Origin of the sequence: Acidovorax sp. ACV01 (assembly GCF_014851495.1) — a bacterium.
Lineage (GTDB): Bacteria > Pseudomonadota > Gammaproteobacteria > Burkholderiales > Burkholderiaceae_C > Acidovorax > Acidovorax radicis.
In genome coordinates this window covers 103,141-117,208 of record NZ_JACUZT010000010.1, presented here as the reverse complement: position 1 = coordinate 117,208, position 14,068 = coordinate 103,141, and the positions used below count along the sequence as shown (strand labels likewise).

At 65.9% G+C, this 14,068-nt stretch carries 14 protein-coding genes; 8 read left to right on the top strand and 6 right to left on the bottom strand.

Annotation, left to right across the window (positions count from 1 at the left end):
• Window positions 1-192: 192 nt before the first annotated feature.
• Complete coding sequence (ctlX, locus tag IB243_RS23975; RefSeq protein WP_192429700.1) at window positions 193-1,149, bottom strand: citrulline utilization hydrolase CtlX; 957 nt, start codon at window positions 1,147-1,149, stop codon at window positions 193-195.
• 132 nt (window positions 1,150-1,281) lie between these two features.
• On the opposite strand from ctlX, the gene IB243_RS23970 reads away from it, so the two are divergent.
• From IB243_RS23970 to IB243_RS23960, 3 genes are all read left to right on the top strand, one after another.
• Complete coding sequence (locus IB243_RS23970; RefSeq protein ID WP_057225953.1) at window positions 1,282-1,713, top strand: Lrp/AsnC family transcriptional regulator; 432 nt, start codon at window positions 1,282-1,284, stop codon at window positions 1,711-1,713.
• Between the two features lie 190 nt (window positions 1,714-1,903).
• Window positions 1,904-2,866, top strand: a complete 963-nt coding sequence (locus IB243_RS23965) for a tripartite tricarboxylate transporter substrate binding protein (RefSeq protein WP_192429699.1) — start codon at window positions 1,904-1,906, stop codon at window positions 2,864-2,866.
• 77 nt (window positions 2,867-2,943) lie between these two features.
• Window positions 2,944-4,422: an NYN domain-containing protein gene (locus IB243_RS23960; RefSeq protein WP_192429698.1), complete on the top strand. Its 1,479-nt coding sequence runs from the start codon at window positions 2,944-2,946 to the stop codon at window positions 4,420-4,422.
• A 3-nt stretch (window positions 4,423-4,425) separates the two neighbouring features.
• Here the strand turns inward: IB243_RS23960 and IB243_RS23955 are convergent, their stop codons facing one another.
• A complete protein-coding gene (locus IB243_RS23955) occupies window positions 4,426-5,484 on the bottom strand; it encodes a PfkB family carbohydrate kinase (protein ID WP_192429697.1) in 1,059 nt (352 codons plus the stop codon).
• Between the two features lie 134 nt (window positions 5,485-5,618).
• Here IB243_RS23955 and IB243_RS23950 point away from each other — a divergent pair, with 134 nt between their 5' ends.
• The 5 genes from IB243_RS23950 to IB243_RS23930 all read left to right on the top strand — a co-directional run bounded on the left by IB243_RS23950 (window position 5,619) and on the right by IB243_RS23930 (window position 10,193).
• Window positions 5,619-6,632, top strand: a complete 1,014-nt coding sequence (locus IB243_RS23950) for a sugar ABC transporter substrate-binding protein (RefSeq protein ID WP_010466676.1) — start codon at window positions 5,619-5,621, stop codon at window positions 6,630-6,632.
• Window positions 6,633-6,713: 81 nt separating this feature from the next.
• Entirely contained in the window at window positions 6,714-7,673 is a 960-nt protein-coding gene (locus tag IB243_RS23945) for an ABC transporter permease (RefSeq protein ID WP_192429696.1), read from the top strand.
• Window positions 7,674-7,675: 2 nt separating this feature from the next.
• Window positions 7,676-8,482, top strand: a complete 807-nt coding sequence (locus IB243_RS23940; RefSeq protein ID WP_192429695.1) for an ATP-binding cassette domain-containing protein — start codon at window positions 7,676-7,678, stop codon at window positions 8,480-8,482.
• Between the two features lie 3 nt (window positions 8,483-8,485).
• Window positions 8,486-8,938, top strand: coding sequence for an RbsD/FucU family protein (locus IB243_RS23935; RefSeq protein ID WP_192429694.1), 453 nt, complete (start codon window positions 8,486-8,488; stop codon window positions 8,936-8,938).
• A gap of 13 nt (window positions 8,939-8,951) precedes the next feature.
• Window positions 8,952-10,193, top strand: coding sequence for an ROK family transcriptional regulator (locus IB243_RS23930; protein ID WP_192429693.1), 1,242 nt, complete (start codon window positions 8,952-8,954; stop codon window positions 10,191-10,193).
• A gap of 107 nt (window positions 10,194-10,300) precedes the next feature.
• Here the strand turns inward: IB243_RS23930 and IB243_RS23925 are convergent, their stop codons facing one another.
• The 4 genes from IB243_RS23925 to IB243_RS23910 form a co-directional block, all read right to left on the bottom strand.
• A complete protein-coding gene (locus IB243_RS23925) occupies window positions 10,301-11,110 on the bottom strand; it encodes an HAD-IIB family hydrolase (protein ID WP_192429745.1) in 810 nt (269 codons plus the stop codon).
• Window positions 11,111-11,216: 106 nt separating this feature from the next.
• Window positions 11,217-12,680, bottom strand: coding sequence for a hypothetical protein (locus tag IB243_RS23920; protein WP_192429692.1), 1,464 nt, complete (start codon window positions 12,678-12,680; stop codon window positions 11,217-11,219).
• Window positions 12,662-13,054: a GtrA family protein gene (locus IB243_RS23915; protein ID WP_081474705.1), complete on the bottom strand. Its 393-nt coding sequence runs from the start codon at window positions 13,052-13,054 to the stop codon at window positions 12,662-12,664. The genes IB243_RS23920 and IB243_RS23915 overlap by 19 nt, the downstream gene beginning before the upstream one ends.
• Window positions 13,032-13,997 (bottom strand): glycosyltransferase family 2 protein, encoded by a 966-nt coding sequence (locus IB243_RS23910; protein WP_057225973.1) that lies wholly within the window; start codon window positions 13,995-13,997, stop codon window positions 13,032-13,034. Before IB243_RS23910 ends, IB243_RS23915 begins: the two co-directional genes overlap by 23 nt.
• Between the last annotated feature and the right edge of the window lie 71 nt (window positions 13,998-14,068).

Below are 14,068 nucleotides of genomic sequence, written 5' to 3'. Positions count from 1 at the left end.
TGGCTGGCCTGGAAACGTTTGACGGGGCCGGCTGTAGGCGGTGCGCTACGTGGCGCTTGAAAAGATGATTGCTATTAAAAATATAGCATCTACCGCTGGTCTATCAAGCGGTAGAGCCTTTTTTTAATCAAAACCCAGTGTCTACGCAGCGCGGCGGCACCGCCGTGTGCTCGTCCACTGCGCTGCGGGCTGTCAGTGGGGCCGGGCGTCCACCGTGCTGCGCCGCGCCAGGTGCACCCCCGCCAGCATGCAGCGCACCGACCCGCCCGCCAGTTCGATGGTCGGCACGGCCAGCGGCAGCAGCGTGGCGCTGCGCTCGATGACCGCTTTCTGTGCACTGGTCAGGCTGGCGGCGGCGCGCGACGACAGGGCCAGCACGCGGCCCTGGGCGCCGGTCAGCTCCAGCGCGTTGCCGGCGAACTCGCCGATCTGGTGGGCGCTCAGCTCGACCACATCGCGGCCGGTTTCGCGCAGCCGCTCGCGCACGGCGTCGCGCCGCGCGGCGTCGGTGATCAGGTGGAACCCGCCCAGCGCGAAGTCGGTGGCCACGCAGAGCATCACGTTGGTGTGGTAGCAAGGCCGTCCCTGCGCATCGGCCGTGGCAAAGGCCATGGGCTCGTAGTTGAAGTGGGTGCAGAACCGCTCCAGCGCCACCGGGTCGGCGCGGTTCGATTGCGCGGTGTAGGCGATGCGGCCGATGTGGTCGAGCACCATCGCGCCCGTGCCTTCGAGGAATATGCCGTCCGCCTCCAGACCCGAGTAGTCGATCACGTCCTGCACGCGGTACTCGGCCTTGAGCAGGTCCAGCACGTCGCTGCGGCGCTCGCGCCGCCGGCTGGCGGCGTACATCGGGTACACGGCCACGTGGCCGCCGGCGTGGGTGGAGAACCAGTTGTTGGGGAAGACCGCATCGGGCGCGTGGCGCTCGCCCAGGTCGTCGAACAGGTGCACGCGCACGCCGGCTGCTTCGAGTTGCGCGGCGGCCTGCGTGACCTCGGCATATGCCTGGCGCGTAATGTCGTCCGGCGCTGCAGTGGTGGGCGCGGCCTGAAAGGCGTTGTCGTGCGCGGTGTCCGGGTTGGGGTGAAAACGGTGGGGGCGGACCATCACGACGGCGGATGGGGCTTGGGCGGACGCGGGGGAGGGCATGGCGGTCAGTGGCTTCAAGGTAGCAGCAGGGTGGCGGTGCGTGAATTTTCCGAACAGTGCCAGTCAAACAAAAGACTTCAAACTGATCGAAATGCAGCAAAATCTGGCGTTCTGATCACCCCAGGACCCACTATGAACAGGCTGGACGACACCGACCGCGAAATCCTCAGCATCCTGCGGGCCGACGCGCGCACGCCCGTGGCCACGCTGGCGCTCAAACTGCGCGTCTCGCGCGGCACCGTGCAGAACCGGCTGCACAAGATGGAGGAAAGCGGCGTCATCGTGGGCTACACCGTGCGCCTGCGGCCCGACTCCGAGCCCCAGCGCATCCGCGCCTGGATGAGCATCGCGGTGGAGGGCAACGCCGCGCCCGAGGTGATCCGCACGCTGCGCGGCGAGCCCATGGTGGGCACGCTGCACACCACCAACGGCCGCTGGGACATCGTGGCCGAAGTGCGCGCCGAGAGTCTGGAGGCGTTTGACGCGGCGCTGGGCCGCATCCGCCTGACGCCTGGCATTGCGAACACGGAAACAAGCATCCTGCTGTCGACTTACAAGGCTTGAGCCCCAGGGTTGGCAGACGGTTGGTGGTCGGCGATCGGCGATGTTCTGCACGCGACCGCCCAGCCAGCGCAGCGCCTGAAGCGGTTGGTGCCACATTGGCGACACCGGCTAGGGGGTTTCCGCATCACCGTCGTCAGGCCCGCTGCAGTCCAATGGCGAAGTCTTTATTTTGCTTTTCAGGAGCCTCGCCATGCAACGTCGCCAGATCATCCAATGGGGAGCCGCCAGCCTCGCCGCCCCCGCATTCGTGGCGCAGGCCCAGAGCTTTCCGAACAAGCCCATCAAGCTCGTGATCGCCTTCCCGGCGGGCGGCCCCACCGACATCACCATGCGTTCTCTGGCCGACAACGCCAGCAAGATCCTGGGCCAGCCCGTCATCGTGGAGAACAAGCCCGGCGCGGGCGGCACGCTGCCCGCGCAGGCCTTGCAGACCGCCGCTGCGGACGGCTACACCGTGGCGCAGATTCCGCTGGGCGTATTCCGCCTGCCCTACACCACCAAGATCAACTGGGACCCGGTCAAGGACATCAGCTACGTGCTCAACGTCACCGGCTATGCGTTCGGCCTGGTGGTGCCTGCCGACTCGCCGCTCAAGACCTGGACGCACTTCGTGGCCTGGGCCAAGGCCAACCCCGGCAAGCTCAGCTACGGCTCCACCGGCACCATGACCAGCCCCCACCTGACGATGGAGCTCATCGCCCAGCAACTGGGGCTGGAGCTGCTGCACGTGCCCTACAAGGGCAGTGCGGACCTGATGCAGTCCATCCTGGGCGGGCAGATCATGGCGGCGGCCGACTCCACCGGCTTTGCACCGCAGGTCGAGGCCGGCAAGCTGCGCGTGCTCAACACCTGGGGCGCCGAGCGCCTGGCCAAGTTCCCCGATGCGCCCACGCTCAAGGAGCTGGGGCTGAACTTGGTGCAGAACTCGCCCTTCGGCATCGGCGCGCCCAAGGGCACACCCGATGCGGTGGTCAAGCGCCTGCACGATGCCTTCAAGCAGGCGATGGAGCAGGAGAGCTACCGCACCGCTCTGGCGCGCTATGACATGGTGCCGATGTACATGAGCACGGCGGCGTACAAGAAGTTTGCGCAGGAGACCTTCACGCGCGAGAAGGCGCTGGTGGAGAAATTGGGCCTGGCCAAACCCACGTGAGGCCACGCCCCTCCGAGGGGGCAATGCGTTCCGTGTGATGATCCGTCCCAACATTGAACGGAACACCGCGAGCATTTATGGCATCCCCCTCCGACAGCATCAGCATGGCCCTGTTTTGCGACTTTGAAAACGTCGCCCTGGGCGTGCGCGATGCGCAGTATGAAAAGTTCGACATCAAGCCCATCCTGGAGCGCCTGCTGCTCAAGGGCTCCATCGTGGTCAAGAAGGCCTATTGCGACTGGGAGCGCTACAAGGGCTTCAAGGCCACCATGCACGAGGCTAATTTCGAGCTGATCGAAATCCCGCATGTGCGCCAGTCGGGCAAAAACTCGGCCGATATCCGCCTGGTGGTGGACGCATTGGACCTGTGCTACACCAAGTCGCACGTGAACACCTTCGTCATCATCAGCGGCGACTCGGACTTCTCGCCGCTGGTGTCCAAGCTGCGCGAGAACAACAAGCAGGTGATCGGTGTGGGCGTGAAGCAGTCCACATCCGATCTGCTGATTGCCAACTGCGACGAATTCATCTTCTACGACGACCTGGTGCGCGAAAACCAGCGCGCCCAGGCGCGCCGCCAGAGCCCTGGCAGCAACCCGCCACCTGCGCCCCGCCGCAGCCCCGAGGAGGAGCGCAGCCGCAAGGAAAGCCAGGACGCGCGCCGCACCCAGGGCGTGGAGCTGGCGGCCGAAACGTTTGAAGCCCTGCTGTCCGAGCGCGGCGACACCGGCAAGATCTGGGCGTCGGTGCTCAAGGAGGCGATCAAGCGGCGCAAGCCCGATTTCAGTGAGGGCCGATACGGCTTCCGCACGTTTGGCAATCTGCTGGAAGAAGCGCAGGCGCGCGGGCTGCTGGAGTTTGGGCGTGACGAAAAATCGGGTGCGTACGTGTACCGCAGCCACGGTCAGTCCACGGGGGCGGCGGCGCCAGCACGGTCCGAGGCAGGGAGCGAGCGGGTCCCCCAGGGCGCGTCGGTGCGGCACGACTTCCATGCGGTGGCCACTGCACCCGACCTGCCCACTGGCGGCAGCGATGGCCAGGGGCCTGCCGGGCGCAGCCGAGGTCGCCGCAGCGAGGGGGTAGACCGCGCGGACATGCGCAACGCACCCCGCAGCGAGTCGCACGAGCCCGAGCAGGCCGATGCCCCCGCAGAGCGCCCGGCAAGCCGGTATTTCAGCCAGCCAGTCGCGGCCGAGGTCGCGCCGCTACCGGATGCCTTTCCCGAGGCCGACGATGGCGCCTCGCCTCCGGCCGGACTGGCTCCCGCAGAACCCGATGGCGTCGATGCTGCAGCACCCCGCCGCAGCCGGGCTCGCAGCAAGGGCGATAGCAGCAGCGGCAACAGCGCAGGCGGTGCCGGCCGCAAAACCGCAGCGCCCCGTGCGCGCGGCGCGCGTGCCGTGGCGGATGCAAGCGATGCCGCGGGTTCGCAGCCGTCGGCAACCGCCGCGCCAGAGCCAACCGCACCCGACGCGGAGGGTGCAGCGCCCACCAAACCGTCCGCTGCGCGCCCGCGCAGCCGGACCCGCAAACCTGCGGACAAACCGGCCGAGTGACGGCTACTGGGCGGCTGCGGTAGGGGTAGTGGCCGTGCGCAGTAACGCCAACCGCTCGCGCACTTCCCCATAGCTGGGCGGCGTGCAGCCTGCCCGCTCCACGCAGTGGCTGGCGCTGGCCAGCGCGTGGTGCAGCACGGCGAGCAAACGGGCTTCGGTGACGGGGGCCGTCAGGCCACCAGGACGCAGTGCCAAGGCCTCTTCGCCGCGCTCCGGACCCGCCAGCAGGGCGGTGATCAAACCCGCCAGAAAACAGTCGCCTGCGCCCACGGTGTCCATCACCGTGAGCGGCATTTCCTCACGCGCATGCACGGCCCGCCCGTCGCGTTGCAGCAGCCAGGCGCCGCCGGGCCCCAGGGTCAGTGCCAGCCATTGGGCGGGCGTCTGGCGCAGCAGGTTGCGGGCACGTTGCAGCGCATCGGCGCCCGGCACCGCCAGCGCTTCCAGGTCATCGTCGCTCACCTTGATGAGGTGGGCCTGTTGCAACGCGGCCATCACATTGGTGCGGTAGGCGGGCGCGTCGTCCACGGCGGACAGGCGCAGGTTGGCGTCTACCACCACCATGCGCCCGGCAGCGCGCTGCGCGGCCAGCCAGGGCTGGTAGATGGCGGCGTCCTGCGCCACCAGAGCCAGGCAGCCCGTGGCCACCACCTGCAGGTGGGGCTGGGCGGCGCACGCGGCAATGAGCGCATCGGCCGTCACCTGGCGGTCGGCCACGCCGTCGCGGTAGAAGCTGTAGCTGGCCTTGCCCTCGGCATCCAGCGCGGCCAGTGCCAGCGCACTGGGCGCGCGCACCGGCGCAGGGGCGGCCAGGGCCACACCCGCCTCCTGCAAGCCGTGGGCCAGTTGGCGGCCCAGCAGGTCGCCCGACAGCGGATTCAGGTACAGCGTGCCCACGCCCTGCAGTCCCAAGGCCCGTGTGAGGTTGTAGACCGCACCGCCCGCGCAGGGCCTGAGGCGGCCGTCCGGCTCTTCGATCAGGTCAAACAAGGCCTCGCCCGCCGTGGCAACTTGGAGCTCGGTGGCGGGCCGGGGGGCAGGAGGATGAATAGGGAAAACCATAACTAAATCTACTTGATTTATTAACTTGTCGGCCACTATAGTTCGATCCCATCCACCCGACAAGAGTGGTTCACCTGCCAGCCGCAATGCCCGGGCCGACAGGACTCTGCCATCCCATTCCAGGAGACAACGCCATGCAACGCACCCCCGCTTTCGCGCTTTCTGTCCTTGCCCTCACCGGCGCCATGGCCTGTGGCCTGGCCCAGGCACAAACGTCCGAGCCCGTGATCGGCCTGATCACCAAGACCGACACCAACCCCTTTTTCGTGAAGATGAAAGAGGGGGCGACCGCCGAGGCCAAGAAGCTGGGCGCCAAGCTGGTGTCGGCCGCTGGCAAGACCGACGGCGACAACGCCGGCCAGGTCACAGCCATGGAGAACCTGATCGCCGCTGGCGCCAAGACCATCCTGATCACCCCCAGCGATGCCAAGGCCATCGTGCCCGCCATCAAGAAAGCCCAGGCGCGCGGCGTGATGGTGATTGCCCTGGACAGCCCCACCGACCCGATGGACGCGAGCGATGCCCTGTTTGCCACCGACAACTACAAGGCGGGCGAGCTGATCGGCCAGTACGCCAAGGCAGCTGCTGCAGGCAAGAAACCTGTGATTGCCACGCTGGACCTGTTCCCCGGCCACCCCGTGGGCGCACAGCGGCACAACGGCTTCCTGAAGGGCTTTGGCCTGCAGGCCAACGATGCCAAGAGCAATGAGCTGTCGCGCCCCGCCGAAGTGGTGTGCATGGCCGACAGCTTTGGTGACCGCGCCAAGGGCCAGACCGGCATGGAAAACTGCCTGCAGAAGAACCCCGACATCAACATCGTCTACACCATCAACGAGCCCGCCGCCGCCGGTGCCTACAACGCGCTCAAGGCCGCAGGCAAGGAGAAGAACGTGCTCATCGTCTCGGTGGACGGTGGCTGCGCGGGCATCGCCGACGTGGGCAAGGGTGTGATCGCCGCCACCAGCCAGCAGTACCCGCTGCGCATGGCCGCGATGGGTGTGGCGGCCGGTGTGGACTATGCCAAGACCGGCAAGAAGGTCAGCGGCTACACCGACACGGGCGTGACGCTGATCGCCGCCAAGCCACAGGCGGGTGTGGACAGCAAGGACGTGAAGACTGGCACGGACCTGTGCTGGGGCGCCAAGTAACACGTCCCTTTTGATGTGGGACCAGGCAGCCCTGCAGGGGCCTGCCTGAGTGCCCAATTTAGCCACCCGCCCGGAGCCGCCATGACATCGCCCGCTTTCAAACTACCGCCCCTGGCCACGCTGGGGCCGTTCATCGCGCTGATCCTGGCGTGCGCCTTTTTTGCCACGCAGAGCGAACGTTTCCTGTCGGCGCAGAACTTCGCCCTCATCCTGCAGCAGGTCATGGTGGTGGCGGTGATCGCCATCGGCCAGACGCTGGTCATCCTCACAGCGGGCATTGATCTGTCGTGTGGCATGGTGATGGCGTTGGGCGGCATCGTGATGACCAAGATGGCGGCGGACTACGGTCTCTCGGCCCCCGTGGCGATTGCCTGCGGCATGGCCGTGACCATGCTGTTTGGGCTGGTCAATGGCCTCCTGGTCACGAAGATCAAGTTGCCACCCTTCATCGTCACGCTGGGCACGCTCAACATCGCGTTTGCCGCCACGCAGCTGTATTCAGGCGCGCAGACGATCACCGACATCCCGGCCGGCATGACCGCGCTGGGCAACACCTTCCAGCTGGGGCAGACCGCCATCGTGTGGGGGGCCGTGCTCATGCTGGCCCTGTACCTCGTCACCTGGTTTGCTCTGCGCGAGACCGCGCCCGGCCGCCATGTCTACGCCGTGGGCAACAGCCCCGAAGCCACGCGCCTCACCGGCATTGCCACCGACAAGGTGCTGCTGGGCGTGTATGTGCTGGCGGGCCTGTTCTACGGCATCGCCTCGGTGCTGTCGGTGGCCCGCACTGGCGCGGGTGACCCGAACGCGGGCCAGACCGAAAACCTCGACGCCATCAGTGCCGTGGTGCTGGGTGGCACCAGCCTGTTTGGCGGGCGCGGCATGATTTTGGGCACGCTGGTGGGGGCGCTGATTGTGGGCGTGTTCCGCAACGGGCTCACGCTCATGGGCGTGTCGTCGGTCTACCAGATCCTGGTCACCGGCATCCTCGTGATCCTGGCCGTGGCCACCGACCAACTCTCGCGCAAAGGAGTGCGTTGATCATGACCAACTCCACATACACAACGAACGCCCCGCTGGTCATGCAGGCCAAGGGCCTGGTCAAGCGCTATGGGCAGGTCACCGCGCTCGATGGTGCCGACTTTGAACTGCGCGCCGGTGAAATCCTGGCCGTGATCGGCGACAACGGCGCGGGCAAGTCCAGCCTGATCAAGGCGCTGTCGGGCGCCACCGTGCCCGACGAAGGCGAGATCCTGCTCGACGGCCAGCGCATCCAGTTCAAAAGCCCCATCGACGCACGCCGCGCGGGCATCGAAACCGTGTACCAGGACCTGGCCGTGGCCCCGGCCATGACGATTGCCGAGAACCTGTTCCTCGGCCGCGAACTGCGCCGCCCCGGACTGCTGGGCAGCGCGCTGCGCATGCTCGACAAGAAAAAGATGCTCGAAGAAAGCGTGGCCCGCATGGCCGAACTGAAGGTCGGCATCCGCTCCATGACACAGGCGGTGGAGACCCTCTCGGGCGGCCAGCGCCAGTGCGTGGCCGTGGCGCGCGCGGCAGCCTTTGCGCGCCATGTGGTCATCATGGACGAGCCCACCGCCGCCCTGGGCGTGAAGGAGGGCAACATGGTGCTGGAGCTGATCCGCCGCGTGCGCGACAAGGGCCTGCCCGTCATCCTCATCAGCCACAACATGCCCCATGTGTTCGAGATTGCCGACCGCATCCACATCGCCCGCCTGGGCAAGCGCGCCGCCGTCGTCAACCCCAAGAAGATCAGCATGAGCGATACCGTGGCCGTGATGACCGGTGCCATGGCCGCGTCTGACCTGCCCGCTGAATGCCTTGCCTGAACCATGCTGAAAAATATCGACCCCCTGCTGACCCCCGACCTGCTCAAGGTGCTGGCCGAGATGGGTCATGACGACGCCATCGTGCTGGCCGACGCCAACTTCACTGCCATGAGCCTGGGCGCTGGCAAGCCCGTGCTGCGCCTGCCCGGCATCGGCATGGCGCGCGCCGTGCAAGCGGTGGCCAGCGTGTTGCCATTGGCGCAAGACGTGACGCACCCCGTGGCCTACATGCAGGTGGGCGGCACCGAGGTGCCGTACCGATCGGCCCTGCAGCGCGAAACCATGGACGTGCTGGCACGCGAGGGCGTGGCCAGCGAGCAGGCCGAAGGCGTGGAGCGTTTTGCGTTCTACGAGCGCGTAAAAAAGGCCTATGCGATCGTTGTGACGGGAGAGCTGCAGCCCTGGGGCAACTTCCTGCTGCGCAAGGGCGTCATCGGCGACACTCTGAGTGCCTGATTGATTCGCCGCCATGCTGGACACCGACGCTTCCCCCCTCCCTGTTGACAACGCTGCCGCCAGCCCCGCGCTGCTGCGCCAGCGCGGCTCCAACCACGTGGGGCTGCGCCAGTTCAACGAGCGGGTGGTGCTGCAGGCGCTGCGCACCCACGGCAGCCTGGCCAAGGCCGAGATGGCGCGCGTCACGGGCCTGACGGCGCAGACCATCGGGCTCATCACTGCGCGGCTCGACGAAGACCAGTTGCTGCGCCGCGAAGCCCCGGTGCGCGGCCGTGTGGGCCAGCCTTCGGTGCCCATTGGCCTCAACCCCGACGGCGCCTTTGCCATCGGCATCAAGATCGGCCGCCGCAGCGCCGACTGGCTGCTGGTGGACTTCACGGGCCACGTGCGTGAACGCGTGGTGCTGGACTACGCCTTCCCTGACATCGACGTGCTGCTGCCCGCCATCCGCAAGCACCTGCACCAGCTGCTCGACGGCCTGGGTCCGCTGCGTTCGCGCGTGGTGGGGGTGGGCGTGGCCGCGCCGTTCCAGCTGGGTGGCTGGCACCGCATGCTGGGCCTGACGGAGGCCCAGTCGGAGGCCTGGAACAGCATCGACCTTGCGGAGCAGGTGCAGCAGATGACCGACCTGCCCGTGAGCTTTGCCAAGGACACCTCGGCCGCCTGCGTGGCCGAGCTGCTGCAGGGGCGCGGGCGCGACATCCCTAGTTTTCTGTACCTGTTCATGGACACCTTTGTGGGCGGTGGGCTGGTCATCAACTCGCACCTGCACCGGGGCTTGCATGGCAACGCGGGCGCGGTGGCCTCGCTGCCGCTGTCACCAGCCCAGCCGGGCCAGGCACCGGCGCAGCTCATCAGCCAAGCCTCGCTGTGGGAGCTGGAGCAGCGCTTTCGCGAACACGGCCTCGACCCCATGGCCGCCTACGACAAGCGTGTGCTGCAGGCCCCGTGGCTGGAACACAGCCGGGGCTGGATTGCGCGCGCTGCGGCGGGCTTGGCGCACTGCATCGTCTCGGCCACCGCGTTTTTGGATCTGGACGCAGTGGTGGTCGATGGCGCCGCAGCCCCCGAGCTGCTGCAGGCCCTGTGCGAAGGCGCCCGCCACGCGCTGGCCGACTACAACTGGGAAGGCCTGCACCAGCCGCCCCGGCTGGAACTGGGCACCATGGGCTCCGACGCCCGGGCGCTGGGGGGGGCGCTGCTGCCCTTGCACGCCTGCTTTGCGCCGGATACGGACATCTTCCTCAAGGCCTGAGCAGGGCATGGGGCGGTGAAGATTTGCTATTAAAAATATAGCTATTGGCGCTTGTCTATCAAGCGCCAGGCCGTATTTTTACTCAAAATTTCTCGGCCGAGGTTGCATCAAGGGCAGCGCTCGCCCCGATCCCGGCCCGCCAGGATCGCCCGCGCCACCTCGGCAAACCCTGCGCCACGTTCGCCCTCTGTCACATAGCGTGGCAGGTGCTGCAGTTGTGGCACAAAGCGCGCGATGTTGGCCACCCCCACACTGTGGGGAAAGTGCTCGAACATGAGCTGGTCGTTGGTCGAGTCACCCACATATACCCAGCGGTCGATCTCTGCGTCGAGGTCGCGCCCCAGCAACTCGCGCACGATCCAGCGCGCGCCCTCCAGCTTGTTGTGCGCCCCGAACCAGCCGTTGATGTGGATGCTGCTCACGGTGGCGTTCATGCCTGCGGCGCGGAGGATCGCCACGCATTGGTCGATGCGCGCTTGGGGCAGGTGCGTGAACTCGCTGTGGTCGATGGCGATGTCCGTTTCGCGTCCGGGCGAGTCGGTCGCGCGGCGGGCGCCGGGCACCCTGGCTTCGATGTCGGCGAGCACTTGCTGCATGCGGGCGAAATGGGTTGCGCGCGTGGCTGCATCCTGTTGGTATCGTTTTGATAGCGCATCGCGATTGTCTGGTCTGCGTTGCAGGGCTACAGCACCATTCTCGGCCACGATGGCGTCCACAGGCCAGGCAGCTGCAAAGGGCTCGCTCCAGCCTACGGGGCGGCCGGTGATGGGAATCACTGCCAGTCCCCGGGCCTTGAGTGCTTCCATCGCTTGCAAGACGGGCGCAGGCACAGCGCCCTCGGTGGTCAGCGTGTCGTCGATGTCGGTGAGCACGCCGACGAGGCGGGCGGGTGGACTCCAGGCACTCAATGGGAGCATGGGGGAATGGGTAGGCATGGCGATGGCAAGGTGGGCGTTGGTGAAAATCACGGAGGGCTGCCGCTCGGGCTTGCGCTTCTCCCTGTGGGCGAAGAGATGCCCACTCCTAACCGGTACTTGGGGCCGTTTTCCCGCGCGTCAGGCTCGGGAATTTTTCTGCAACCCTTTCGGCGGACATGGGCACCATGTCCCCGTCACGGAACTCGAAAAGCTGCAGGGTGGCCGATGGGATCTGCTCCAGGCCACGGCCCTTTTCGTCCACGACGTGCAAATTGCCTGGCTGTGGCTTCGGCGCAAAAAGATCGGCGGTGTTTCGGGCGCGGATCAGTACAGAGCGTTTGTATCCATCATCGGTGCCTCCGAACTCTGGGACTACGAATATGGCCTGCCGCTCTTTGTCGAGCGACAGCGCAAAGCGATACAGCGTGTCCCAATACGCCAGGTTGGGCCTGAGCGCCTGGGTCTCCTGCGCATGCACACCCGCCAGGGCCGCAACAAGCGCAGCGCTTCCGACAAGGGCAGCAGCAGGGCGTGCCTCTCGGGGCCAGATGGCCGCCAGACAGGCCGAAAGCGCAATCCACGGCACGAACAGATAGCGGTCTGGACTGTGAATTCCCGGAAAGGCCGTCAGCGGTATCAGAGGCAGCAGGACGATGCCCAAGGACACGAAAAGCACAGGTCCATGGAGCCGTCGCTTTGCGGCTGCAAGGCACAAAAGGCCGAGAAATACAACGGCAAGGATGTTGCCGGGCGGTTTGGAGCCGAGGAGCAATTTGGGAACCCTGAGCAACTGGCGCAGGGCCTCGCCGGCATCAAAAACCCCCTGGCTGTAGCCACCCATGAGGCGCCCTAGCAGCAGGTAGCGCCACCCCATGTAGGCCAGTGCAATCAGCACGAACGGTATCACCGCGCGCACCCGTTGCCGCAGCGTGCCCACGGGCAGGAAGGGCAAGAGCACGACCAGGGGTACATAGACTTCCTTGCAGGTAGTCGCCAGCAGGTAGGCGAGGGCGGACAGCGCCAGCCAGTATCCGCGTCCGCCTTTGAGATACCGGGTCCAGCCCAGTATCGACAGCATGGCGAAAACGAAGCCGCTCGCGTAGTGCCCGTGCATCAGGCCCGCTGCGATGTGGGAAGTGGGCTTGCCGAGCAGCAGCGCGACGGCACCGATCAGCGCGGGCAGGGGCGCCAGCCACTGCCGCAACACGGCGTAGAACAGCGCTGCACCCAGCGCAACGATGAGCAGCAGGTGCGCATAGTGGCCCGCGGCGGCCATGCCGAACAGGCTCAGGTTGATGTCGTAGAACAGCAGGTTCCACGGAGCGACATTGGCGCTGGAGTGCCCCTGGGCAATGTGGGGCTCCAAGAAATATTGCCAGGGTGTGTGTTGGGCGGCGTAGCTCAGGTGGGCGCCGTCATCCCAGCGCCAAGATCCCTGGAGTGATGCGCCATGGGCCAGCAGGGTGAGCAGAGACAGAAGCAGTGTGGCGCCGAGATATTCGATCCAGGGGTGGCGGTCGATGCGCTCGCGCAGCGCGAGCCGCGCGGATCTCAGCGCTTGAACGTCCATCGCCAATGGAGGAGGAAAGTGAGCGCCGGAAGCGCGACGAAGACCAGTCCGAGCCCCACCAGGTAATGCCAGCCTGCCCAAGCCGCAAACCCGCTGACCAGCACGGTGATCGCAAGCCCGGCCAGGGATACAAGGAGAAAGCGCCCGTATTGCCCCAGTGATGCCTCTGTCTTGAAGTTCCAGCGGCGGTTTGCCCAATAGGAAAAGCTGTTGGCCGCCACAAACGCGATGGCGTTGGCGATGGACGGGTGAACCCCGAAGCGCTCGACGGACAGGACAACGACGGCCGTATGGATCAGCGTATTGATCACACCGATGCCAGAAAACTTGGCAATCTTGCCCGCCAAGGAGTCAGGAGCGATCCGGAAAGTCATAGAGGTCGCGAATAATATAAATGGGCCGCTGCTTCACTTCCCCGTAGATGCGGCCGATGTACTCACCGAGCACGCCAAGCCCCGCGAGCTGCAGTCCACCGAGGAACAGGACGGATGTGATCAGGGAGGCGTAGCCCGGCACATCACGCCCCAGGATCAAAGTCTTGAGCAACAGGAAGATGGCATAGACGAGGGCCAGGGCGGAAATGGTGGAGCCGATGTAAGTCCAGATGCGAAGCGGTACCGTGGAGAACGAGGTGATCCCTTCCAGGGCGAAGTTCCACAAACGCCATCCCGAGAATTTGCTGGCGCCCGCAAAACGGGGCTCGCAGACAAAAGTCACCGTCGTTTGCCGGAAGCCGGCCCAAGCGAACAGGCCCTTCATGAAGCGGCGGCGTTCTGGCAGTCTTTTAAGGGCTTCGACGACCTTGCGGTCCATAAGCCGAAAATCGCCGACGTCGGCGGGAATATCGACTTCGGAAATCTGGTTCTGCAAGCTGTAAAACCACCCGGCGGTCTTGCGGCGAGCCCAATGTTCCGCTTCACGGCTTTGCCGTTTCGCCAGGACCACTTCGTAGCCTTCGCGCCAGCGGGACACCATTTCTGGAATAGCTTCGGGCGGGTGTTGAAGATCAGCGTCCATCGGGATGACGACGTCGCCCCTCGCCAACTCGATGCCGCAAGTGAGTGCCGCCTCTTTGCCGAAATTCCTCGACAGGTCGGCAATGCGCAGGTGGGGGTTCTGCTCCCTCGCCAGCAGCAAGCGTGACAGGGTGTCGTCACTGCTTCCGTCGTTGATGCACACGACCTCATAGGTGTCCGCAGCCGATTCCAAAACAGGGACCAGGCGGGCAAGAAAAGCAGCGAGATTGCCGGCCTCGTTCTTCATCGGGCAGATGATCGTCAACGAGGCAGGACGGGGCTTCAGTGGTGGCTGTTCCATGGTGGAGGGCTGGGGGGAGTCGTGTCTGCGCAAGGAAAAACAAAGGGTCTGACTGCGCAATAACTTCCCAT